Source organism: Propionimicrobium sp. BV2F7 (genome assembly GCF_000510445.1).
GTDB classification, from domain to species: Bacteria; Actinomycetota; Actinomycetes; order Propionibacteriales; family Propionibacteriaceae; genus Propionimicrobium; species Propionimicrobium lymphophilum.
This window is the reverse complement of sequence record NZ_AZIS01000004.1, coordinates 86,764-110,248: the sequence shown is the minus strand read 5'-3', so window position 1 is coordinate 110,248 and position 23,485 is coordinate 86,764. Positions and strand designations below refer to the sequence as shown.

Annotated in this window: 15 protein-coding genes; 12 read left to right on the top strand and 3 right to left on the bottom strand. The window is 56.1% G+C overall.

Going from position 1 to position 23,485, the window contains the following annotated elements:
- Positions 1 to 115: 115 nt before the first annotated feature.
- The gene (gene rplK / locus HMPREF1255_RS04845; RefSeq protein WP_016455335.1) at positions 116 to 550 is read left to right on the top strand and encodes a 50S ribosomal protein L11; all 435 of its coding nucleotides are present in this window, start codon (positions 116 to 118) and stop codon (positions 548 to 550) included.
- An 81-nt stretch (positions 551 to 631) separates the two neighbouring features.
- A complete protein-coding gene (gene rplA, locus HMPREF1255_RS04840) occupies positions 632 to 1,327 on the top strand; it encodes a 50S ribosomal protein L1 (RefSeq protein WP_016455336.1) in 696 nt (231 codons plus the stop codon).
- Positions 1,328 to 1,503: 176 nt separating this feature from the next.
- On the opposite strand, the gene HMPREF1255_RS04835 is transcribed toward rplA, so the two are convergent.
- A complete protein-coding gene (locus HMPREF1255_RS04835) occupies positions 1,504 to 2,370 on the bottom strand; it encodes an endonuclease domain-containing protein (protein ID WP_024111258.1) in 867 nt (288 codons plus the stop codon).
- Between the two features lie 412 nt (positions 2,371 to 2,782).
- On the opposite strand from HMPREF1255_RS04835, the gene rplJ reads away from it, so the two are divergent.
- The 5 genes from rplJ to HMPREF1255_RS04810 all read left to right on the top strand — a co-directional run bounded on the left by rplJ (position 2,783) and on the right by HMPREF1255_RS04810 (position 12,693).
- Positions 2,783 to 3,403: a 50S ribosomal protein L10 gene (rplJ, locus tag HMPREF1255_RS04830; RefSeq protein ID WP_024111220.1), complete on the top strand. Its 621-nt coding sequence runs from the start codon at positions 2,783 to 2,785 to the stop codon at positions 3,401 to 3,403.
- Between the two features lie 26 nt (positions 3,404 to 3,429).
- On the top strand, positions 3,430 to 3,825 hold the full coding sequence (gene rplL / locus HMPREF1255_RS04825) for a 50S ribosomal protein L7/L12 (RefSeq protein ID WP_016455339.1): 396 nt from the start codon (positions 3,430 to 3,432) through the stop codon (positions 3,823 to 3,825).
- A gap of 53 nt (positions 3,826 to 3,878) precedes the next feature.
- Positions 3,879 to 4,787, top strand: a complete 909-nt coding sequence (locus HMPREF1255_RS04820) for a polysaccharide biosynthesis protein (protein ID WP_024111189.1) — start codon at positions 3,879 to 3,881, stop codon at positions 4,785 to 4,787.
- Between the two features lie 466 nt (positions 4,788 to 5,253).
- On the top strand, positions 5,254 to 8,745 hold the full coding sequence (locus HMPREF1255_RS04815; protein ID WP_024111255.1) for a DNA-directed RNA polymerase subunit beta: 3,492 nt from the start codon (positions 5,254 to 5,256) through the stop codon (positions 8,743 to 8,745).
- A gap of 57 nt (positions 8,746 to 8,802) precedes the next feature.
- Complete coding sequence (locus HMPREF1255_RS04810; protein WP_016455342.1) at positions 8,803 to 12,693, top strand: DNA-directed RNA polymerase subunit beta'; 3,891 nt, start codon at positions 8,803 to 8,805, stop codon at positions 12,691 to 12,693.
- Positions 12,694 to 12,790: 97 nt separating this feature from the next.
- Here the strand turns inward: HMPREF1255_RS04810 and HMPREF1255_RS04805 are convergent, their stop codons facing one another.
- Positions 12,791 to 13,540, bottom strand: a complete 750-nt coding sequence (locus HMPREF1255_RS04805; RefSeq protein ID WP_024111219.1) for a TetR/AcrR family transcriptional regulator — start codon at positions 13,538 to 13,540, stop codon at positions 12,791 to 12,793.
- A 109-nt stretch (positions 13,541 to 13,649) separates the two neighbouring features.
- Here HMPREF1255_RS04805 and HMPREF1255_RS04800 point away from each other — a divergent pair, with 109 nt between their 5' ends.
- Positions 13,650 to 16,169: a YhgE/Pip domain-containing protein gene (locus HMPREF1255_RS04800; protein ID WP_036917175.1), complete on the top strand. Its 2,520-nt coding sequence runs from the start codon at positions 13,650 to 13,652 to the stop codon at positions 16,167 to 16,169.
- 35 nt (positions 16,170 to 16,204) lie between these two features.
- Here the strand turns inward: HMPREF1255_RS04800 and HMPREF1255_RS04795 are convergent, their stop codons facing one another.
- Positions 16,205 to 17,539 (bottom strand): DUF3825 domain-containing protein, encoded by a 1,335-nt coding sequence (locus HMPREF1255_RS04795; RefSeq protein WP_024111118.1) that lies wholly within the window; start codon positions 17,537 to 17,539, stop codon positions 16,205 to 16,207.
- A gap of 165 nt (positions 17,540 to 17,704) precedes the next feature.
- Here HMPREF1255_RS04795 and HMPREF1255_RS04790 point away from each other — a divergent pair, with 165 nt between their 5' ends.
- From HMPREF1255_RS04790 to HMPREF1255_RS04775, 4 genes are all read left to right on the top strand, one after another.
- Positions 17,705 to 18,640 carry an HAD family hydrolase gene (locus HMPREF1255_RS04790; RefSeq protein ID WP_024111268.1) on the top strand — a complete coding sequence of 312 codons (936 nt, stop codon included), beginning with the start codon at positions 17,705 to 17,707 and terminating at the stop codon, positions 18,638 to 18,640.
- Between the two features lie 2 nt (positions 18,641 to 18,642).
- Positions 18,643 to 20,364, top strand: coding sequence for a glycoside hydrolase family 3 protein (locus tag HMPREF1255_RS04785; protein ID WP_024111207.1), 1,722 nt, complete (start codon positions 18,643 to 18,645; stop codon positions 20,362 to 20,364).
- A gap of 583 nt (positions 20,365 to 20,947) precedes the next feature.
- Complete coding sequence (locus HMPREF1255_RS04780) at positions 20,948 to 22,387, top strand: L,D-transpeptidase family protein (protein ID WP_197016978.1); 1,440 nt, start codon at positions 20,948 to 20,950, stop codon at positions 22,385 to 22,387.
- A 203-nt stretch (positions 22,388 to 22,590) separates the two neighbouring features.
- Complete coding sequence (locus HMPREF1255_RS04775; protein ID WP_196801430.1) at positions 22,591 to 23,484, top strand: LysR family transcriptional regulator; 894 nt, start codon at positions 22,591 to 22,593, stop codon at positions 23,482 to 23,484.
- Position 23,485 lies beyond the last annotated feature (1 nt).

The window sequence follows — 23,485 nt, the reverse complement described above, 5'->3', positions numbered from 1 at the left end:
GAGTTAGCTGGCAATGCTGCAATTGCTATTTTCGCTATCGCACTTTGGGTGCGTAAACTCTGTGTGTTCATAACTGAATAGAAGAAAAAGTAACTACTAGCAAGGACCCTAAAACATGGCCTCCAAGAACAAGAAGGTTGCGCAGGTCGTAAAGATCGCGATCCAGGCTGGTGCGGCTACTCCGGCTCCGCCAGTTGGTACCGCGCTTGGCCCGACCGGCGTCAACATCATGGAATTCGTCAAGGCGTACAACGCTGCGACGGAAGGTATGCGTGGATCGATCGTTCCGGCTGAGATCACGATCTACGAAGACCGCTCTTTCGATTTCATCACCAAGACCCCTCCGGCCTCTGACCTTCTGAAGAAGGCTGCTGGTCTGCAGAAGGGCTCCGGCGTTCCTAACAAGGAAAAGGTCGGCACCGTGACCAAGGATCAGGTGCGCGAGATCGCCGAAACCAAGATGAAGGACCTGTCCGCTAATGACGTTGAGGCTGCGATGAAGATTATCGCTGGCTCCGCACGTTCCATGGGCATCGTCGTAAAAGACTAACTTTTTAAACTCTGGGTCGGGCAGCGCGCCTTTACCAGAACTGGTGGAACAGCCTGCGAGGCTGTCGAGAAAGGAACCAGCATGAAGCGCAGTAAGCGTTATAACGAGTCGGCCGCTCTGGTCGACGGCTCTCAGCTGTACACGGCTGAAGAGGCAATTAGCATCATCAAGCAGTACGGTGTTGGCAAGTCCGACGAGTCCGTCGAGGTTTCCATGCGTCTGGGTGTAGACCCGCGCAAGGCTGACCAGATGGTTCGTGGCACTGTCAACCTGCCTCACGGCACCGGCAAGACGGCAAGGGTCCTCGTCTTCGCTCAGGGCGCCAAGGCAACCGAGGCTGAGCAAGCTGGTGCGGACGAGGTCGGTGCAGACGAGCTCGTCGAGAAGATCAACGGCGGCTACCTCGACTTTGACGCGGTCGTTGCTACCCCGGACATGATGGGTAAGGTCGGCCGTCTGGGTCGCGTCCTCGGTCCGCGTGGATTGATGCCGAACCCGAAGACTGGCACCGTCACCATGGACGTCGCCAAGGCCGTTTCCGACATTAAAGGCGGCAAGATCGAGTTCCGTGTCGATCGTCACGCGAACCTGCAGTTCATCATTGGCAAGCAGTCCTTCGATAAGGACGCATTGGTGGAGAACTACCGCGCCGCTGCAGGCGAGGTGCTGCGTCTGAAACCGACCAGCGCTAAAGGTCGCTACGTTCGCAAGATTGTGATTAGCACGACTTTCGGTCCGGGTGTCCCGATTCAGCCGACCGCTAAGGACGAGGCCTAAAACATTTTTGAAGGAGCGCAGCCTGCGGGCTGCGCTCCTTTTTTCTGCCAAACTCAACTCGCTAATACAGTGCTTCAGGCCGGAGTTTTGCGTTTGCCGTAGTCATAGAGTTTCGGATTATGGGGGCCATGCAGATTTCGTTTTGAGCGTTGAGTTTGGCAGAAGAATTAATTTGTCTATTGCCAGCTACGGCACTTCAAAGTTGAAGCGACTTGCTTGATCACTTCTTTGGGGGAGCGCCTAATGGCTCGCGGAGTGATGTGAAGGACTATCCACCCTTCTGCCGTGAGCAGGTTGTGTCGAGAGCGGTCCTCGTGAAAAGCGGTTTGGTTTAGGTGGTACTTTTCGCTGTCGATCTCGATCGCGACTTTCTGTTCTTCGAAAGCTATGTCGAGGATGAAATTCCTCCCAGAAATTTTTGTGGTTATGTTTCCACGCCATCCGGTTATCCCGAAGGCGCTCAGTAGTTCTTGCATTTCGAGTTCGGGCAACGACCACGGATTCCCGCGAGCTTTAGTTACGCAGTCAAGATTCCTCAGCGATGACCGTTCCGGCAGTCGTTGGTAGGCCTTGATTAGGGATTCTGCGCTCACGACCTTTCTTCTGAGCGCCTCGCAAAGCGCAGAGTAGTCGTCGTTTAGGGACATGTGAAAAACAGAGATTTCGGGAGCTGCAACGAAGCCTGATCCCCAGGAAGTCTTGAGGTCATCGGGTATGGATGCCCTCGTGAAGCGAAACTTTGGGTACTGTCTGGCAGAAAACTGCGCCGATTGGCAGGCTGCAGTTATGAGTTCTGGCTTGAGATCAGGCATGAATTGGAGCTTTGCTCCGATTTCACCAAGCAAGACAAAATTCGGGTTGTAGATGAGCGCTGCGGCCGCCAAAGTAAGCGGGTCGTCTTCGAGGTGACTCTGGCAGTAAACACCCGGGAGGATCTTCGTTATTTTCTTCGAAGCCGCGGCTTTTGCTAGCCCGTAGCGGGCAGCTCTGTTGTCTTTGCTGCGTAAAATACCGGGTGCTGCGTACGAAAAGTGCTTCTTCACGGCGTAACCATTGTTGAAAGCGTGAAGGAAAATTCACCGTGACAACACTGAAGCGATGCGGCCAATGTTTACCAAGATAGTTTTCCTGCCAAACTCAACTCGCTAACGCGACGCTACGGGCCGAAGTTTTACGTTTGCCCTAGTCAGAGAGTTTTTGGAGCGAAGCTGCTGCGCGGAGCCTCTTTTGAGCGTTGAGATTGGCAGAAAAACGTGGTGTTGCAGCAATTTTGTCCTGCCTGGCCTATGGGCTAATGTTTGTCGAGCCGTAGACCGCAGGTGGAAACTTAATGCGAAAGCGCCCGCGCAGGTGCCGTTCTTGTGACGTTTGGTCACAAATACCCGGGCATCTGTGCACCGGGTTTTCTTTTTTCCACTCGCGCAACGCGGCCTTAATGAAGTGGAAGGAGAACCAATGGCGAGGCCAGATAAGGCAGCTGCTGTTGCAGAGCTGAAGGAAAAATTTAGCAACTGCGCTGCTGCTGTGCTGACTGATTACCGTGGTCTGACCGTTGCTGAGATGAAAGATCTTCGTCAGCAGCTGGGTGCGGACACGAGCTACGCCGTTGCGAAGAACACGCTTGCTGCTATCGCTGCTAAGGAAGCCGGCATTGAGGGTCTTGACGACCAGCTGGCCGGCCCGACCGCTATCGCCTTCATCAATGGCGATATCGCAGTTGCTAGCAAGACTATGCGTAGCTTCGCAAAGGAACAGCCGCTTCTGATTGTCAAGGGCGCTGTGCTCGAGGGCAAGGTTATGGACGCCGACATGGCGAAGAAACTTGCCGATCTCGAGTCCCGCGAGGTGCTACTGGCCAAGCTGGCTGGCGGCATGAAGGCCAGCATGAGCAAGGCTGTTGCCACCTTCGCCGCTCCGCTTTCCAAGGCTGCACGCCTGGTTGGCGCCCTCGAAACCAAGGCCAAAGAAGACCCGTCGGTAATCGGCGGTGCAGGCGAGGCTGATCAGAAGCTGCAGGCGCAAGAAGCAAAAGAAGAATCTACCGATGTGGCGGCCGATTCCGCCGCGAGCGAATAAATACATCAAGAAAGGACGCCACAATAATGGCTAAACTGAGCACTGAAGAGCTGCTTGAGCAGTTCAAGGAAATGACCCTGATCGAGCTTTCCGATTTCGTGAAGGCTTTCGAGGAAGAGTTCGACGTTGAGGCTGCCGCTCCGGTTGCCGTCGCTGCTGCTGCCGCTCCGGCTGCTGCTGGCGGCGAGGCTGCTGCTGCAGACGACGCCGATGCCGAGGTTGACGTTATCCTCGACTCCTTCGGCTCCAACAAGATCGCCGTCATCAAGGAGGTTCGCGCTCTGACTGGTCTCGGCCTGAAGGACGCTAAGGACCTGGTTGAGGGCGCTCCGAAGCCTGTCCTCGAGAAGGCTAAGAAGGAAGACGCCGACAAGGCTAAGGCTGCTCTGGAAGAAGCCGGCGCAACCGTCTCCTTCAAGTAGTAATTACTTAAGAAATATCGCCCGACTTTTGTCGGGCGATATTTTTATATGCGATGGACGAATTCTTTTCCGGCAAGACGGTACTCATCACGGGTGCGGGCGGCAGCATCGGCGTTGAGCTTGCCGAGCGCTTGAGCGGGTGTTGCCGATTGGTTTTGTTAGACCGCGACGAGTCCGCGCTGCACGCCGCCCAATTGCGTCTCTATGGCAGGGCGAATCTTGCCGATGACGGCATCATCCTCGCGGACATTAGAGACGAGCAGACAATTTTCGACCAAATTGCGTCTCTTCGTCCCGATGTCGTCTTTCATGCCGCTGCGCTGAAGCATGTGGTCGCTTTAGAGAAGTTTCCTGCCGAGGCTTGGAAGACCAACGTTCTTGGCACGTTGAACGTTCTGCGTGCCTGCGTCGAGGCCGGCGTGGAAACGTTCGTCAATGTTTCGACGGATAAAGCCGCGCAGGCGTCCTCGGTTTTAGGTAAATCGAAAAGGATCGCCGAGGGACTGACCGCGTGGGCGGCTCGGCAGAGCGGTCGGCAATACCTCAGCGTCCGGTTTGCCAATGTATTGCACACTCGCGGATCCGTCTTCGACACCTGGAATGCGCAGATTTGTGCGAGCGGGCCGCTAACGCTAAGCGACGATGATGCCACGAGATTCTTTATCACGAAAGATCAAGCGGTCGAGGTACTTCTAGAGGTGGCCCGATCCGGAGCTGCCGGTGAGGTGCTGGTTTCGACCGACTCGAAAGAACTTCGGATGCTAGACCTCGCTCGCCAAGCCATCGCCGATAGCGGCAGAGATATCGAAATTATTCGGACCGGTCTCGGTGCGGGGGAGCGAATGCACGAGAGCTTGGTTGGGGTGGATGAGGTCGTCGTACCTTCTCCGGGTAAGGGGTATTTGCGCTTGGTGACAGAGCCTTTAGCTCCAGAAGATCTTCGCGTGGAGATGCTGAGCTAATAAGCAGATCGGCGCGAAGGTTCTCGGGGTTGCCAGAATCTAATGTGGACAGCGGAATTTCGTCGTAGCTCGGCTTTAACTTAAGCGATGCTTTTTCTGGCCTCACGAACCGGGCCCGTGAGACCAGACTAGGCGATGATTAAGTAATCAGGAGATGGGGATGAGAACCCTCTAATCTTGCGGCGGTCGTAAACGTAACGATTGTGAGTTCTAAGGCCTGAAATGCTTGGAAATGCGCCTAGTAGTCGCTACAGTCGTTAATGTTCAGTGATGAAACGGCCTCGCGATTTTAAAATAGTTCGGCGAGTCTCAACCGGCAGTGGAAACATTGTCGGCTACTTTTGCTATGTAGATTTGCCTACATGCCTAATTTTGGTTAAAGTCAATCCTTGCCCTAACGCTTTCACGTGCCCGATTTGACTCGGGTCGTTTAGCGTGCACTGAACCTTCTTGGAAGGATTGCATCTTGGCCGCCTTGCGCAATGCCTCGAAGAATAGAAATGTTATATCGCCTAGCGGGCGTATCTCCTTTGCGAAGATCGCTGAGCCGCTAGAGGTACCGAATCTGCTCGATCTGCAGATCAAGTCCTTCAACTGGCTGGTCGGTAATGCCGACTGGCAGGCTGAAGTGGACGAAGCCCTGGCACAGGGTCGTACCGACATCAATACAGTCTCAGGCCTCGAAGAAGTCTTCAAAGAGATTTCTCCCATCGAGGACTTTGCTCAGACAATGTCTCTGAGCTTCCGCGACTACCGCTTCGAAAACCCGAAGTACTCGGTTGAGGAATGTAAGGACCGCGACGCCACCTACGCGTCGCCGCTGTTCGTCACCGCGGAGTTCATGAACAACGAGTCCGGCGAGATTAAGAGCCAGACCGTTTTCATTGGCGACTTCCCGCTGATGACCGACAAGGGTACCTTCATCATCACCGGCACCGAGCGCGTGGTCGTTTCCCAGCTCGTTCGTTCGCCTGGCGTGTACTACGAAGTGCTGCCCGATAAGACCTCCGATAAGGACATCTACACGTGTAAGGTCATTCCTTCGCGCGGTGCCTGGTTGGAGTTCGAGATCGACAAGCGCGACACCGTCGGCGTGCGTCTCGACCGCAAGCGTAAGCAGAACGTCACCGTCCTGCTGAAGGCTCTCGGCTGGAGCGAGGATCGCATCCTCGAGGAGTTCGGCCAGTATGAGTCCATGCGCATGACGCTGGAGAAGGACACCGTCACCACAACCGACGAGGCCCTGCTCGACATCTACAAGCGTCTGCGTCCCGGTGAGCCGCCGGCGCGCGAGGCCGCTCAAACGCTGCTGAACAACTACTACTTCAACGACAAGCGTTACGACTTGGCAAAGGTTGGTCGGTACAAGATCAACCAGAAGCTCGGCCTGAACCTGCCGTTCGACAAGCGCGTCCTGACCATGGACGACATCGTCGCAGCGATCCACTACATCTGCGCACTCCACGAGGGCGTAGAGGAGGTTACCAACTCCGAGGGCGTCGACATCCTGGTTGAGGCCGACGACATTGACCACTTCGGCAACCGTCGTCTGCGTACCGTCGGCGAGCTGGTGCAGAACCAGCTTCGCACCGGCATGGGCCGCATGGAGCGCGTCGTTCGCGACCGCATGTCCACCCAGGACGTCGACTCCATCACCCCGCAGTCGCTGATCAACATTCGTCCGGTCACCGCTGCGCTGAAGGAGTTCTTCGGAACTTCGCAGTTGAGCCAGTTCATGGACCAGAACAACCCGCTGGCCGAGATGACCCACAAGCGTCGTCTTTCCGCGCTTGGTCCTGGTGGCTTGAGCCGCGACCGTGCGGGCATGGAAGTCCGTGACGTCCACCCGTCTCACTACGGCCGTATGTGTCCGATTGAGACCCCTGAAGGCCCGAACATTGGTCTGATCGGTTCGCTGGCAACCTTCGCCCGCGTCAACGCCTTCGGCTTCATCGAGACCCCGTACCGTAAGGTCGTAGACGGCAAGGTAACCGACCAGATCGATTACCTGACCGCAGCCGAGGAAGACCGCTACAACATTGCTCAGGCGAACTCGGAGCTCAACGCCGACGGCAGCTTCGTCGAAGACCGCGTTACAGTTCGCGTTCGTTTCGGTGACGTCGACGAGGTTCCCCCGAGCGAGGTCGGCTACATGGACGTTTCGCCGCGCCAGATGGTGTCGGTCGCAACCGCACTGATTCCGTTCCTCGAGCACGACGATGCATCTCGAGCTCTGATGGGTGCGAACATGCAGCGCCAGGCCGTTCCGTTGATCAAGACCGAGGCTCCTTACGTGGGCACCGGCATGGAGTACCGCACTGCTACCGACGTCGGCGACGTCGTCATGGCTAACAAGACCGGTACCGTCACCGACGTTTCGGCCGACATGATCGAGATCGCTAACGACGACGGCACTTACCAGACCTTCCGTCTGGAGAAGTTCAATCGTTCGAACGCGGGCACTTGCGTTAACCAGCGCCCGATCGTCCACGTCGGTCAGCACATCGAGCCGGGCACGCCTCTGGCCGATGGTCCTTCCACCGACAACGGCGAGCTCGCTCTCGGCCGCAACCTGCTGTGTGCGTTCATGCCGTGGGAAGGCCTCAACTACGAGGACGCGATCATCCTCAGCCAGCGCGTTGTTAGCGAAGACCTGCTCACTTCGATTCACATCGAAGAGCACGAGGTCGACGCTCGCGACACCAAGCTTGGCCCCGAGGAAATCACCCGCGACATCCCGAACGTCTCCGACGACATGCTCGCCAACCTCGACGAGCGCGGCATCGTCCGCATCGGCGCCGAGGTGACCACCGGCGACATCCTGGTCGGCAAGGTTACGCCTAAGGGCGAGACCGAGCTCACCCCGGAGGAGCGCCTGCTTCGCGCAATCTTCGGCGAGAAGGCGCGCGAGGTTCGCGATACCTCCATGAAGGTTCCGCACGGCGAGACCGGCATCGTGATCGGTGTTCGCGTCTTCGACCGCGACGAGGCCGACGACGAGATGCCCCCTGGCGTCAACCAGATGGTGCGCGTCTACGTCGCCCAGAAGCGTAAGGTTCAGGAGGGCGATAAGCTCGCTGGCCGTCACGGTAACAAGGGCGTCATCTCCAAGGTGCTTCCGGTCGAGGACATGCCGTTCCTCGAGGATGGCACCCCGGTTGACATCATTCTGAACCCGTTGGGTGTTCCTAGCCGAATGAACTTGGGTCAGGTGCTCGAGCTTCACCTCGGTTGGATCGCTCACTCCGGTTGGGACCTCGACGGCGTCGAGGGCGAATGGGCCGACCGCCTGCGCGAGGTTGGCCTAGGCCACGTCGATCCGGGTGCGCGAGTCGCAACCCCGGTTTTCGATGGCGCCAACGAGGAAGAAATCACCGGTCTGCTCGAAAACGGACTGCCCACCGAGGACGGCCACAAGCTGGTCGGCGCCAGCGGCAGGGCCACCGTTTACGACGGCCGCACCGGACGTAAGTTCCCGGAGCCGGTGGGTGTTGGCTACATGTACATGCTGAAGCTGCACCACCTGGTCGACGACAAGATCCACGCCCGTTCCACCGGTCCTTACTCGATGATTACGCAGCAGCCGCTGGGTGGTAAAGCCCAGTTCGGTGGCCAGCGTTTCGGCGAGATGGAGGTTTGGGCACTGGAAGCCTACGGTGCCGCATGGGCGCTGCAGGAGATGCTCACTATCAAGTCCGACGATGTCGCAGGCCGCGTGAAGGTCTACGAGGCGATCGTCAAGGGCGAGAACATCCCCGAGCCAGGCATTCCGGAATCGTTCAAGGTGCTCGTCGAAGAGATGAAGTCGCTGTGTCTGAACGTCGAGGTGCTCGGCAAGGACGGCCAGATCGTTGACCTTCGGGAAAGCGATGACGAATACCGCGCAAGCGAAGACTTGGGCATCGACCTGTCTAGGCGTCCCGGAGCTGATTCTTCGTTCGCTGTTGACGAAATCTGAGCCTCCAGCTCAGACCCTCAAACAACTTTTCGACTTCAGTAGGAAAAAGAGATAACTGTGCTGGATACCACTAATTACGATCAGATCCGAATCAGGCTGGCTTCGGCCTCCCAGATTCGGGATTGGTCCTTCGGTGAGGTTAAGAAGCCGGAGACCATTAACTACCGCACGCTCAAGCCGGAGCGCGACGGTCTCTTCTGCGAGAAGATTTTCGGCCCGACCCGCGACTGGGAGTGTGCTTGCGGTAAGTACAAGCGCGTCCGCTTCAAGGGCATCGTGTGTGAACGTTGTGGCGTGGAGGTTACCCGCAGCAACGTTCGTCGCGAGCGCATGGGACACATCGAGCTGGCCGCTCCGGTCACGCACATCTGGTACTTCAAGGGTGTGCCGAGCCGTCTGGGTTACCTGCTCGACGTCGCCCCGAAGGACCTGGAGAAGGTCATCTACTTCGCGGCATACATGATCACGAAGGTCGACACCGACGCCCGCGATCGCGATCTGCCGAGCCTCGAGGCTAAGGTTTCGACCGAGCGCAAGCTCATCACGAGCCGTCTCGACGCCGACATTGCCGAGCGCTCCAAGAAGCTAGAGGAAGACCTCGAACGTCTTGAAGAAGAGGGCGCAAAGTCCGACGTCAAGAAGAAGATCAAGGACGCCGGTGAGAAGGATCTGCGCGCCATTCGCAAACGTGCGCAGCGCGAAAGCGACCGCCTGGACGCCGTCTGGAGCAGGTTCAAGACCCTCAAGGTTCAGGACCTAGAGGGCGACGAGATCCTCTACCGCGAAATGAAGAAGCGTTTCGGCAAGTACTTCGAGGGCTGCATGGGCGCTGAGGCTATTCAGCGTCGTCTCGCGGATTTCGACCTCGACGCCGAATGCGAGAAGCTGCTCGAGATCATCAAGACTGGTAAGGGCCAGCGCAAGACTCGCGCACTGAAGCGTCTCAAGGTGGTTCGTGCTTTCCAGGGCAATTCGGATTCGATGCAGGGCATGGTTCTGGACGCCGTTCCGGTTATTCCGCCGGATCTTCGTCCGATGGTTCAGCTCGACGGTGGCCGTTTCGCAACGTCCGACCTCAACGACCTTTACCGCCGTGTCATCAACCGCAACAACCGTTTGAAGCGTCTGCTTGATCTTGGTGCGCCTGAGATCATCGTTAATAACGAGAAGCGCATGCTGCAGGAGTCGGTCGATTCGCTGTTCGATAACGGTCGCCGCGGCCGCCCGGTCACTGGACCTGGCAACCGTCCGCTTAAGTCTCTGTCCGACATGCTCAAGGGCAAGCAGGGTCGTTTCCGTCAGAACTTGCTGGGTAAGCGTGTTGACTACTCGGGTCGTTCCGTTATCGTCGTTGGTCCGCAGTTGAAGCTGCACCAGTGTGGCCTGCCGACGCAGATGGCTCTGGAGCTCTTCAAGCCGTTCGTAATGAAACGCCTGGTTGAGCAGAACTATGCGCAGAACATCAAGAGCGCTAAGCGCATGGTCGAGCGCCAGAGGGCCCATGTTTGGGACGTTCTGGAAGAGGTCATTAAGGAACACCCGGTTCTGTTGAACCGTGCACCTACGCTGCACCGTCTGGGTATTCAGGCGTTCGAGCCGCTGCTGATCGAGGGCAAGGCTATTCAGCTGCACCCGCTCGTTTGTGCCGCGTTCAACGCTGACTTCGACGGTGACCAGATGGCTGTTCACCTGCCGCTGAGCTCCGAGGCCCAGGCAGAGGCTCGTATCCTGATGCTGTCGGCTAACAACATTCTGAAGCCTGCGGACGGCCGTCCGGTTGCGCTGCCGAGCCACGAGATGATCATCGGCATGTACTACCTGACCATGGATCTCGACGGCCTGCCCGGCGAGGGACGTGCGTTCAGCAGCCCCGAAGAGGTCACCCTGGCCTACGACAGGAACGAGATTGACATTCGTTCGAAGATCAAGGTCAAGGTGCAGGATATGGTTCTGCCTGAATCGCAGGCCGACCGCAAGCGTGCAGATGGCTCTGCAGTCATCGACACCACAATGGGCCAGTTGATCTTCAACAAGGTTCTGCCGGAGTCCTTCCCGTTTGTGGATTACCTCTGCGGCAAGAAGCAGATCAGCGCCATCATCAACAGGCTGAGCGAAGAATACCCCCGCACGGTCGTCATCGAGACCCTCGACGCTTTGAAGGACCTCGGTTTCCGCTGGGGTACCCGTTCCGGCGTCACGATTTCTATCGGCGACGTCGAGACTCCTGGCAACAAGGCAGACATGATGGCCTCCTACGACGCCAAGGCAACCAAGATCGACAAGCTCTACGAGCGGGGTGCGGTTACAGACGACGAACGTCGTCAGGAGCTCATCCACATTTGGACTGACGCTACGACCGAGCTGACCAACGCGATGGAGAAGAACTTCTCCAAGACGAACCCGATCTTCATGATGGTGAACTCGGGTGCTCGAGGCAACATGACTCAGATGCGTCAGATCGCTGCTATGCGTGGTCTGGTGGCCAACCCGAAGGGTGAGATTATTGCTCGCCCGATTAAGTCGAACTTCCGCGAGGGCCTGACCGTTCTCGAGTACTTCATTTCGACGCACGGTGGCCGAAAGGGTCAGGCCGACACCGCTCTGCGTACCGCAGACTCCGGTTACCTGACCCGTCGTCTGGTCGACGTCTCGCAGGACGTCATCGTCCGCGAGAAGGATTGTGGCACAGAGCGCGGCCTGTTCAAGACCGTCGGTGTTCGTGGCGAGGATGGCGTGCTTCGTGCCGCAAGCAACGCTGAGACCTCTCTCGAGGCCCGCAACCTGGCCGTCGACGCAGTTGACGCCGAGGGTAACGTTGTTGTTCCGGCTGGCACCGACCTGACCTCTATCGAGGTTGCGAAGCTGCTGGCTGCCGGCATCGAGCGCGTCAAGGTTCGTTCGGTTCTCACCTGTGAGTCCCAGGTCGGCATCTGCGCCATGTGCTACGGCCGTGGCCTGGCGGACGGCAAGCTTGTCGACGCCGGCGAAGCCGTGGGTATTCAGGCTGCGCAGTCGATTGGTGAGCCGGGCACCCAGCTTACGATGCGTACCTTCCACACCGGTGGTGTTGCAGGTGACGACATCACGCAGGGTCTGCCTCGTGTTGTCGAGCTCTTCGAGGCCCGCGTGCCTAAGGGCAAGGCTCCGATCGCCGAGGCCGATGGCCGCGTCAAGCTGGAGGAGTCTGACCGTGGCCGCAAGCTGATCATCGTCCGTGATGACGGCCAGCCGGACATCGAGTACTCGATTCCGCGCCGTGCTCGCCTGGAGTTTGAGGATTCAAACCGAGTTCGTCACTCCATCAAGGACGGCGATCACGTCTCTGTTGGCGATCAGCTGACTGGTGGCACCATCGACCCGCACGACGTCCTGCGCGTTCAGGGTGTTCGCAAGGTTCAGGAGCACCTGGTGGCCGAGGTTCAGAAGGTGTACGCCACGCAGGGTGCGCCGATTCACGACAAGCACATCGAGATCATCATCCGTCAGATGATGCGTCGCATTACCGTCATTGAGTCGGGCGACACCGAGATGATGCCGGGTGAGCTGGTGGATCGTCAGCGTTACGAGCAGGAAAACCGTAAGGCTGTCACCGAGGGTGGCAAGCCTGCAGAGGGTCGCCCGGTGCTGATGGGCATCACGAAGGCCTCTCTTGCTACGGATTCCTGGCTGTCCGCTGCGTCATTCCAGGAGACCACCAAGGTTCTGACCGACGCCGCTATCAACGGCAAGTCGGATCACCTTGAGGGTCTGAAGGAGAACGTCATTCTCGGTAAGCTGATCCCTGCCGGTACCGGTCTGGATCGTTACTGCAACATCCGTGTTGAGCCCACAGCCGAAGCTAAGGCTGGCGCCTTCACGATGAGTTACGATCCGTTCGATTACGACTTCGGTGCTGGTTCCGGTGACGCGGTTCCGCTGGATGATCTCGACTTCAGCGATCTGCACTAAAGCAAATAACTTAACGGGCGTCGGTTATCCGACGCCCGTTTTGTTTTTGGTCAATTTTTCGCAGTTTGGCCGTATTTATCACGCCGGCCTTGCGGGATTAGTTTCCGTCTTTGGGCTCGTCTTTTAACTTAATCAGCGCTTCCGCGACTGAAGATAAGTCGTGGCTATTTGCGTCGTCGTACAGCGCATTGTCGAATACTTCGCTGTATCCCCAGTTGATCAGCAGTTTTCGAAGGGCGCGCGTGCCGATTTTAGAGTAGGCGTTGTTTGCCGTAAGTACCGAGTCGATGATGGCCTCTACCGCTTGCGCGATTTCCTTCAGGAGGCTGCGGATGGGTTTAGCGGGAGTGGGGTAGCGCAACGCGTATCCGCGCAACTCCTGCATCAGTAGATAGCTTTCTTGGTCATCTGGCAAAGCCTCAACTATCTGGCCAGCAATTTGGCCAAGTGTCTGCTGGCGCTTTGGCTGCCGCTCAATCCATTGTCCAAGTTTTTCCGCAAGCAGTTTGTTGACTTCCTCGATTTCGTCTGGAAGCTCTTCTTGTGGCTCTCCGATGCGTGCCAAAAGCGTCTGAACGATGTAGCGCCATAGCCCGCGTGTCAGGTCGACCAAAAAGCTCGGCATGTCAGAAAAGTTTGAGTAGAACGCACCTCGTGTGAAGCCGGCCTTTTTGCAGATGTCGCCGACAGAGGTGGCGCCAACGCCCTTTTCGACGATTAGTTTTCGACCAGCGTCAAGTAATTTGGTTTGAGTTTCTTTCCGTCGTTTGGAAGCGACCTCTGTAGCTAGCCGATCCAACATCTTTGCTCTACGGGCGCTGATTGTTTGGGCGGCCTTATTTCTCATGCTTCGATCCTAATCTGTGCAACAGCGATGACTCGTCATTTCATAGTTCGATACATATGTGTATTCTAGTTCTGTTCGTTTTGGATACACCTCTGTATTGAAGGTTTTGATGAAGAAAAGAAAGCATCTGGTTGCCAACACCGTTGTCGTAACAGCACTGGTACTGATTCCATTGCTGTACGCGAGCGTCCTGACTTCCGCTTACCACGACAACACTGCAAACATCTCTCGGGTTACAGCAGCAGTAGTCAACGAAGATGAACCCGCGCAGTTCGAAGGGCAGCGCTTGGCTGTCGGCCAAAGCCTCACCGAGAAACTCTTGGCGGGAGACGGCGGATTCAGCTGGAAGCAGATGGAAAGCCAAGAGGCAGACGATGCTTTGGCCGAAGGGAAGGTCCGGGCAGTGCTGAAGATTCCGGCCAATTTTTCTGCTGCGGTCGCAGGGTTGGGTGACTTCGAAAAAGAGCCCGAAGCGACGCAGCTATCACTGACGACGGATGACGGCGTCAACTATTTGTCTGGAACGCTGGCTGCGACTGTAGCCGCCAATCTGGAAAATTCCCTAACCTCAGAGATCGCAAGCCAGTACATCTATAACGTATTGAACGGATTCGGCATCGTCGACGAAAAGCTCGCAGACGCGCAGAATGGGGTTGCTCAACTATCTGATGGGTCTGCCAGGCTGACCTCTGGTCTTAGCGAGCTGGAAAATGGTGCAGTTCGTGCTGACGCAGCAGGCGTGCGTCTCGCCGATGGAGCTACCAAAATCCAAAATGGCGCCGACTCGTTGGCCAATGGATCGGTTCAACTACGTGACGGCCTCCAGGCGTCGGCGCCTGGTGCCGAGAAACTCGCCGATGCATCTGGTCGGCTTGCCCAAGGCACTCAGACTATGAATGGCTACATGCCCGAGCTGGTTTCCGCGACTGACCGACTTGCGAGCGGTAGCGCGAAGCTGGTGGGCGGCTTGGCTTCGTTCGCCGAAGCCCTTTCTCGCTATACCACTGGCGCGGATCAACTGGCAGCGGGAATTGGTGAACTGAACGCAAAAATGCCCGCTCTGCAGGAGGGTGCTGCGAAATTAGGGCAGGGCTCCGCAGACTTGAACTCAGGACTCGCCTCACTTAGCGATAATTCAGTTGTCTTGGCCCAAAAACTGGGTCAGGCTAAAGCAGGGGCGTCAGAGCTGCAAACCGGAGTCACCCAAGCGGCTAACTCGATACAACAGCTGAGCAATGCGTGTGCCGCCTTGCATACCGGACAAGATCCGATATGCGTCTCGCTCGCTAATCTCAACGAGCAGCTTCCGCAAGCGGTTGCAGGCACTCAGAAACTGACTTCAGGGGTGGCTCAGGCATCCCAAGCGGCAGGCCAGTTATCTGCCGGAGCAAAATCTCTGTATTCGGGAAGCGAGGCGTTGAATCAGGGGGTCCAGTCGCTTGTAGTGGCTATTGGTGGCGAGGACGACAGTCTTGTCGGGGGCGTTAACAGACTAAACGTAGGTGCTAACAAGCTGGTCGGACCCTACGACGAACAAAACAAAACGAGGCTGAACTCTTCGGCACTGATCGCTGGATTCAGTGAGATATCCGATGGCTCAAGCGAACTGGCTTTTGGCATGAAAGCGCTAGATTCGAAGGTCCCCAGATTGGCAAACGCAGCAAACGCGTTAGGTAGCGGAAGCCAGCAGATAGCTTCCGGCAGCGCGGCTCTCGCATCAGCGCAGACCAGATTGCTCCAGGGAGCTAACGACCTTGCGGCTGGACAAGGTTCTCTGTCATCCGGGGTAGGCGAGCTTTCGTTCGGTAGTCGGACGCTGTCCGAAGGATTGACTTCCCTTAAGCAGGCGAGCTCGACCGCCAAACAAGGCAGCGGAAAAATCGATGATGGTCTAAATTCCCTCAAAGATGGCATTCAAGAGGGTCGCCAAAGCCTTCCCAAGGTTTCTGCCGAGCAGGCTCAGGACAGAGCAGACGTAGCGGCAAGCGCTGCCCAAGTGAATGCCTTGCGAAACAATCCGGTCAACTCGAATGGCGCTGGGTTCGCCCCGATGTTCATGACGCTGGCCATGTGGGTTGGTGGAATCGGCATTTTCATGGTTATCCCAGCGGTCGATCGGCGCTTGAAGAATAAGCCGTGGCGCATCGCTGTGGGACGAACCACAGGTACGGCAATCCTGCTTGGCGTGGCCCAGGCAGTATTGATCAGTCTTGGATCGAATTGGCTTTTGGGGCTGGGGACGGAAAACCTGCCTGCACTCGTCGCCGTATGTCTGGCCGGCTCGCTGGCATTCGTCATCTTCAACCAGGCGTGCGTGGCAGTGTTTGGGTTCAGGGGACGCTTCATCTCGCTGGTGCTTATCGTCCTGCAGATCGGATCGATGGGAGCTACATTCCCCATCGAGACCAGCCCGCAATTCTTCCAGGTGATCAGGCCTTGGCTGCCTATGACATACGTGAGCCAGGGGATCCGGGCTGCGATCAGCGGAGGAGGAGCTAACAACGCGATATCACTGGCGCTTTTGTTCTCTGCCGGCATGTTGCTTATGTCGATAGCTCTAGTGTCGCTCGCAACTTGGCGTCGCTGGCGCTACGCCGACAAGCAAGAGAAGCTAGCCGTCGCCTCCTGAGACGCTGAACGCGGGCCTCAAGCTAAGCCTGGTGGTTACTCGTCGTACTCGCCGCCGAACAGCTTGACGCCCGTGTTCAACCAGTCGCTATCAGGGCGGCTCACCAGGCGGGCGTTGTTGTAGGCCATGCGCATCGTGAGGATGGTGTGGCCGACATAGACGCCCGTGGGCATCAGCTCGGAGACAAGCGCGACGTCGGGACGCTCGTCGTCGGTCAGGTCTAACGGCAACAAGAGGGTCATGGTGCCCTTAGTGGGGTAGTAGGCGGGAACTGCGGTGCGGTAATTCCACTGCGCGCGTTTCTGCGCCAACTCGATGGCGTCGTTGAGCCGGTTGGTTAGCCTGCGCATGTACTTCGGCTCGTTTTGGATTAGCTCGGCGAGATCGGAGAACTTGTCTTTGCGCACCCGACGGTCAGCTGTTGAGTAGATGTTTTCCAGAAACGAGGACGCCTCATTGAAGCCGCGTAACTCCTCGGATAGGAAGGCATCCGGCAGACGGTCGATATTGTCCAGAAGAATGTGCTCGCGATCGGCGTCAAGACGTCGGGTGCCGTCGAAAACCAAGTCTTCAAGACGCTTCACATACTTCGCTCTCGGCGGCAGCGGGTTAAAAGTGGAAACCAGTTTTTTGCCGGCACCCGACTGCCCTGCATAGCAAAACTCTTGGAAAATCCAGGGCTGCGGGCCCCTCTCGTTGGCTGTAAAGCAGGCGTAAATCGCTTCGTAGGTTTTGTCCACCAGGCCGGTGTTAAACGCGGCGAATTGCGCATCTTCGTCCTCGAAGACCATGCCGTCGCTCTGCAGTTTGTAGAAGGTGTACGTAAGGTAGCTGCGCAGAATGCTGTACGGTTTCCTGCTGTTACCGCGCTCCTCGATGAAATCCCAACTCTCATCCAAGGCCAAATCTGCAAGCGGAGGAAGGATTGTTTCCCAGCCACCAGGGAAGAAAGCCCAATCCCATAACGCGTTTGCCGGGTTCGAGTACGTTTTGGAGTGCTTGTGCGTCACATATGCCATGTACCAGGGCAGTCCCTCGGGACGAGAGCTACGCCTGATGGATGCGACGATCGGCTGGCCGTCGTCGGTGAGATCGTGAAGCGGAAAAGTGACGGTATCGGGGCTGAACATGTACACCGCGCCCAGTTGCTTGGCGGCCTCCCAGTCGGCGTTCAAGTTCGTGAACCAATTCTGGTCTTGGCCATAGACGTCGGTCAGCGTCCGTTGCTGATGGTGAGGCACGAAAACCAGGTCTGTGATTGGGCCGAGGAGCTCTTGGCGCATTTCAAGCGGAACGGGGCTATCTTGCGCCCCTTGTTTTTGAGCAGACTGCCTGATGACGTCAATTTGTTCGGCGGTAAGCTCAATCATGTTTAATCCTCGCATTTGGTGGTTTTACAACCATTCTAAATAACCTGACTGACAAAATTTATCCTCAGCTATCGGCCCTCGTTGGGCAACAAGACGCATTCGCTAGCGAATTCGGCTCAAACAGCACAGTATTGATGTACAGGCCAAAAAGCGAGGAGGCTTTTCGTGACATACCCTGAGGTCGTTCAAGAACTAGTTGATTTCGAACCGACGAAGGAGTTCTTCGTCGGCATCGACTCTGATGGCTGTGCCATGGATGCGATGGATATTAAGCATCAGGAATGTTTTACCCCCTGCTACATCAAGCACTGGGATCTACAGCCAATCTCCACGCTCGCCAGGCAGACGGCGCTCTTCGTAAACCTAGGCTCGATCACTCGCGGGTTGAACCGTTGGCTTGCTCTAAAGCAGCTGCTCGACCTGCTTCGCGACCGTGTCGAGGTGGCAGAGCGTGGCGTCACCATTCCGGAGTATCCAGAACTTACAGATTTCACCCAGGCGCCCGATTATCCGCTCTCCGATAAAGGCATAACTGCCTACTACAAGGATCACCCGTCCGAGACGATCGAACGCGCGATTCGTTGGGGCGACGCGGTGAACGATTCGATCGCAGACATGGTTCACGGCTGCGGCCCGTTCCCCGGAGTCCGCGAAGCCATCGAGGCCATGCAGGCTGATGTCGACACCATGGTCGTTTCAGCCACACCGGTCCATGCGCTCGAATATGAATGGAATGCGCACGGCCTGGCCCCTTACATGAAGATGATCGCCGGCCAGGAGCAGGGATCCAAGGCGGAGCACGTCCAGTACGCTGCCAGCGGCAAGTACGATCCCGAAAAGATCATGCTTATCGGCGACGCACCAGGCGATCGTGACGCGGCTAAGAAGGCGGGTTGCCTTTACTACCCGATCCTGCCCGGCAACGAGAAATACTCCTGGCAGCGTTTCAAAGACGAGGCACTAGACAAATTCTTGAAGGGCAAGTACTCGGGCAGCTATCAGGAGAAACTCATTGACGAGTTCAACAGCTACCTGCCAGACAAGGTTCCGTGGGAGACGATCTCCGGTAATAAAGACGTTCCGATGCCAAAGGTGAAGTAGAGATGGCTGAACTAGTTGATTTAACCGCTGCTCCGTACAACCTCGATGAGGGGCAGATTAAATGGGTGGAGGATACTCTGGCTTCGATGACGCTCGATGAGCAGGTTGGTCAGCTTTTCACCAATCTCTTCCATTTCGGAGCCGATACCTTCTCCGGCAGCGATTACACCGCCGAGGAGATCCTGGAGCGTTACCACATCGGCGTCGCCCGCTATCACGGCGGCACCTCCGAGCAGGTTCAAGAACTGCTGAATCGTCTGCAGAAAGCCTCCAAGATTCCGCTTTTGGTTGCCGCCAACTGCGACTCGGGCGGCAACGGCGCCATGAAGGACGGCACTTACATTGCATCTGGCGCGCAGACCGAGGCCAGCGGTTCCACGGAGGTGGCGTTCAATGCTGGCTATGTTTCTGGCCGCGAAATGAGCGCTATTGGCGCAACCGTTAACTTCGACCCGTGCGTAGATATTTTGTTCAACTGGCGAAACACCATCGTCAATACCCGGGCTTATGGCACCAACGCCGACGACGTGATCAAGTACACGATCCCGTTTGTGCAGGGCCAGCGTGAGTCGGGCGTCATCACCTGCGTCAAGCACTGGCCGGGTGACGGCACCGAGGAACGCGATCAGCACCTGGTGCTCGGTGTCAACGAGTTAAGCCCGCAGGAGTGGGAGGACAGTTTCGGCAAGGTTTATCGCGCGCATATCGAAAATGGTGTCGAGATGATCATGGCTGGCCACATCGCTCTGCCTGAGTACCAGAAGAAGCTGAATCCGGAGCTGGAAGACAAGGACATCCTGCCTGCAACCCTGGCACCGGAGCTGATCAACGATCTGTTGAAGACCAAGCTTGGCTTCAACGGCATGGTCATCACCGACGCCTCGCACATGCTCGGCATGACCTCCGCCATGCGTCGTGAGGACTACGTACCGGCCGCTATCGCCGCTGGCTGTGACTGCTTCCTGTTCTTCAACAACCTCGACGAGGACTTCAACTTCATGAAGGCCGGTGTCGAGAAGGGCATCATCACCAAGGAGCGCCTGGACGACGCCAACCGACGCGTCCTCGGCCTGAAGGCCAAGCTGCGCCTGCACGAGAAGAAAGCCAACGGCACTCTGCTGAAGAAGAAGGAAGACCTGGCGGTTGTCGGTTGCGAGGAGCACCTGGCAATGCGCAAGGACGCCGCGGACAAGGGCATCACCCTGGTCAAGAACACTCTCGATCAGCTGCCGCTCAACCCGAAGGATAACAAGCGCATTCGGCTGTACTACCTTTCGGGTGAGGTCGGCGGTATTTATGACGCCGGCGACGCAACGGTCCAAAAGTATATTGACGAGCTCACCAAGCGCGGCTACGAGGTGACCGTAAACGACGGCACCACTAGGGTGAAAGGCCCGACGCTGAAATACCGCGACGAGGTTGATGCGGCACTTATTGTTGCCGAGGTGGTCGGTTATGGCGCTCAGAACAACTACCGGATTCAGTGGAAGACCGCGATGAGCAATGAGTGTCCCTGGTATGTCTGGGAGGTGCCTACGTTCATGGTTAGTCATAACTTCACCACGCACCTGCACGATGCAACGATGGTTAAGTGCTACGTGAACGCGTACCACTCCAACGAGGACAACATCGTCGCGACGATTGACAAGCTGGAAGGCAAGAGCGAGTTCAAGGGCAAACCAAACGACTTGGTCTGGGCAAATAAGTGGCAGGCGAAACTATAGTCAAAAAGGCATAAGTAATTATCGGTTTGACCATATTAGGGGCGGGAGCCTGAGGCTTCCGCCCCTAATTATGTTTTTAAACGTTCACTAGCTTCAATGTTCGTTCAAAAATGGTTAACGCATCGCATACATATACATGTGTATGAACTCGTAGGGACTATCTTTCGAGCGCAGTTGTCACTCAGGTGATCTTCGTAGAGTCAGCCTTTTGGGGTTTAAGCTATCCCGCAACTCCAAACAAACTAGGGAATTCAGTTGTCCCCATGGACGTCTGGCTCTTCGAGAACGATCAACGCATCTGCTCTGACGATTCAGGCATGGTCAGGATTTGGGATCTGAATGCAGCTATGGCTAAACAAGAGGTGTGCCAGATGTCATCGTCGCCATCGATTATTTCGGTCCGTGCGAAACATAAAATTAATTAAAAATAAAAACTGTTCTCAATTTTTGAAAAAAATAAAGTGCAACAAAAAATTCGAAATTTATTTGAAATGTAACATTCTGCTTTAATTTCAACATGGTCTTGCGGGCTATTGCGCAGCCATCTGGAAGGGGAAAGGCGTACCTAGCTATTATGGATAACGTGTCTAAAAACAAGTCTAAAGCTAAGCGGATCACGCTGTGGGCGACTCTGGCAGTAGTTCTGCTGCTGGTGCTGTCCGTCGTGGCGTACTGCTTCTATTTCTCGGGCAAGGGCTTGCCGCGCACGTCCGTTGCAGGTTTCTCTATCACCGGCAAGAGCAGGCCAGATGTGGCCAAAGAGATGACTCAAAGGCTGAACGATACGAAAGTCAACGTAGAGGTCAACGGAGAGCAGAACTCTTACGCTCTCAGCGATCTTGGTGTGAACGTCGACGTCGACGCTACCGTTAAAGAGGCCTTCGCCAAGAACTCCAACTTCCTGAACTCGCTTGGCGCTTTGTTCAAGAGTCGGAACGTCGAGCCGGTTACCACCACCGATGAGGCCAAGCAGAAGGAAGCTCTGGATGCGCTGATCGCCAAGACGGGCGTCCCCGCCGAGAACCCCGCAGTCAAGTTTGATGAGGCCGAGGGCGTGTTCAAGGCTGGCGAGGGCAAGAGTGGCAACGCTATCGACGTCGATAAGGTCAAGGAAACCCTCGACAAAGCTATCGATTATTTGAGCACTCAAGATATTTCGCTGACCACTTCTCAAGTTGAGCCGTCGATCAGCGTGGAACAAGCCACCGAAACGGCAAATAAAGCTAACGAACTGTTGAAGCTTTCTGCTTCCATCCAGGGACGTGCGCAGGCTTACGAGGCGAATGCTGCGACCAAGGCCGGCTGGGTGCAGATCGAAGCCGAAGACGACGCATACGCAGCCCCGAAGCTGAACGGCGACAAGATCACTGAGTGGGTGAACGAGGTTGCCGCGGCCGAAAAGGTTGAGCCCAAGAACGGTGTCCGAAACGTTTCGGAAAGCGGCGACGTCTTGGCAGTTGCAGTCGAGGCAGTGGATGGCTACACCGTCAAGAACGCCGATGCAGTCGCTAACGAGGCCGTGGCGAAACTGCAAGATGGCCAGAACTACGCAGGCAAGTTCGAGTTCGACGTCACCAAGGCCGAGCACGAAGATAAGGTTGTCGCGGAAGGCGCGGAGAATCTTGCGTATGCAGCTGCTCCGGGAGAAAAATGGCTTGAAATTAATTTGGGTAATAACACGAGCACAGCTTATGAAGGTGCAACCCTGGTCCGCGGTCCGATGCTGATTGTTCCCGGAATGCCTGGCGCAGAGACCGTCACCGGAAAGTTCAATGTTTATCTGAAATACAATTCGCAGACCATGCGCGGCACCCATCCGGATGGCTCGCGTTATGTCGTACCGAATGTTCGCTGGGTTACCTACTTCCACGGTAGCTATGCATTCCACTACGCACCCTGGCAGACGAGCTTCGGATGGAGCGGACCCGGCGGCTCCAACGGCTGCATTAACATGAACGAGGCTGATTCAAAGTTCATCTACGACTGGGCGCCGATGGGCACGGTTGTGGTCAGCCACTACTAGGTCTCCAATTCTTGTGGTGCCCGGGCATACCGGGCACCACAATTTTGTTTTCTGAAAAACCTAACTTTTCTCTGTCAATCTGATTGGGTGTTCTTATAAAATTTTGGGAATCAGATAGACATTCTCAGGTTATCTCCAAGATGTCGGCGCAAAAGTTGCTTGCCACTTTTAAGCCGCTAGTGCCTAGGGAAAAGGTGACTAAAGTGCGTTTTGAACAGTTAGAGCAGATAATCAAAATCGCAGAGCTTGGCTCAATAACGCAGGCATCTTACGAGTTGTTCACTAGTCAGCCCAGTCTAACGAAATCTGTTGCGGCTCTTGAGCAAGAATTCGGAACTAAAGTTTTTCTACGAACACCTCACGGAGTGCAGCTAACAGCGGACGGAAAAGAATTTTTGCGTCAGGCTCGAAGCATAGTTGCTTTGGTGGACCACCTTCGTGCGTCTTTAGGCAATAATGAAAACGCACGCGTCCAGAGCCTAAATGTGACTAGTCAACAGTTCGATTTTATCTCTGGACTTTTTCTAGAACTATTTCTTGCGCACAAGCAAGATTCCTTGTGCTTCAACCTGCAGCAGGTTGACCGAAATGAAGTAATCGAAAGTGTTGTCGAAGGTAAATCATCTTTCGGCATTCTGGTTAGAACTGATCTGGATGATAAGTCGTTCATGTGGCCTGCAGATATTCGCTCTTTGGAGGTCACTACGCTGGACACCGGCCCGATATATGTTTGCGTGGGCCCGAAATCTGATTACTACGACGCTGACACTGTTCCTCGAAGCGAAATCGAAAGCGGTAGATTGCTCGTTTTAGATATGCGTATCAGCGACTTCCCTAACAGATATTTCTCTACGGAACAGCTCGTGGCCTTCAACTCTGTCAACGCCTGCCAGGAGTTTCTCACACAGACTGATGCGTTGCTTTTCGTTTCAAAATGGACTCGTGGATGTTTCCCAGAACCGCTGCGCTGCGTCCCAGTAGTACCTAGCTCCGACGCCGAGACCCAGCTGATTGCGGTCCGGCGTCGAAGCGAGGAACTTTGTGCCGTGGAACAGGAATTCATGGATCTGCTGCATCGACACTTTGGTAAAAAATAGC

What these genes read in the sequence shown, in the direction of transcription:
- rplK (WP_016455335.1), top strand. Translation starts at nt 116, where the DNA reads ATGGCCTCCAAGAACAAGAAGGTTGCGCAGGTCGTAAAGATCGCGATC.
- rplA (WP_016455336.1), top strand. Translation starts at nt 632, where the DNA reads ATGAAGCGCAGTAAGCGTTATAACGAGTCGGCCGCTCTGGTCGACGGC.
- rplJ (WP_024111220.1), top strand. Translation starts at nt 2,783, where the DNA reads ATGGCGAGGCCAGATAAGGCAGCTGCTGTTGCAGAGCTGAAGGAAAAA.
- rplL (WP_016455339.1), top strand. Translation starts at nt 3,430, where the DNA reads ATGGCTAAACTGAGCACTGAAGAGCTGCTTGAGCAGTTCAAGGAAATG.
- HMPREF1255_RS04820 (WP_024111189.1), top strand. Translation starts at nt 3,879, where the DNA reads ATGGACGAATTCTTTTCCGGCAAGACGGTACTCATCACGGGTGCGGGC.
- HMPREF1255_RS04805 (WP_024111219.1), bottom strand. Translation starts at nt 13,540, where the DNA reads ATGAGAAATAAGGCCGCCCAAACAATCAGCGCCCGTAGAGCAAAGATG.
- HMPREF1255_RS04800 (WP_036917175.1), top strand. Translation starts at nt 13,650, where the DNA reads ATGAAGAAAAGAAAGCATCTGGTTGCCAACACCGTTGTCGTAACAGCA.
- HMPREF1255_RS04795 (WP_024111118.1), bottom strand. Translation starts at nt 17,539, where the DNA reads ATGATTGAGCTTACCGCCGAACAAATTGACGTCATCAGGCAGTCTGCT.
- HMPREF1255_RS04785 (WP_024111207.1), top strand. Translation starts at nt 18,643, where the DNA reads ATGGCTGAACTAGTTGATTTAACCGCTGCTCCGTACAACCTCGATGAG.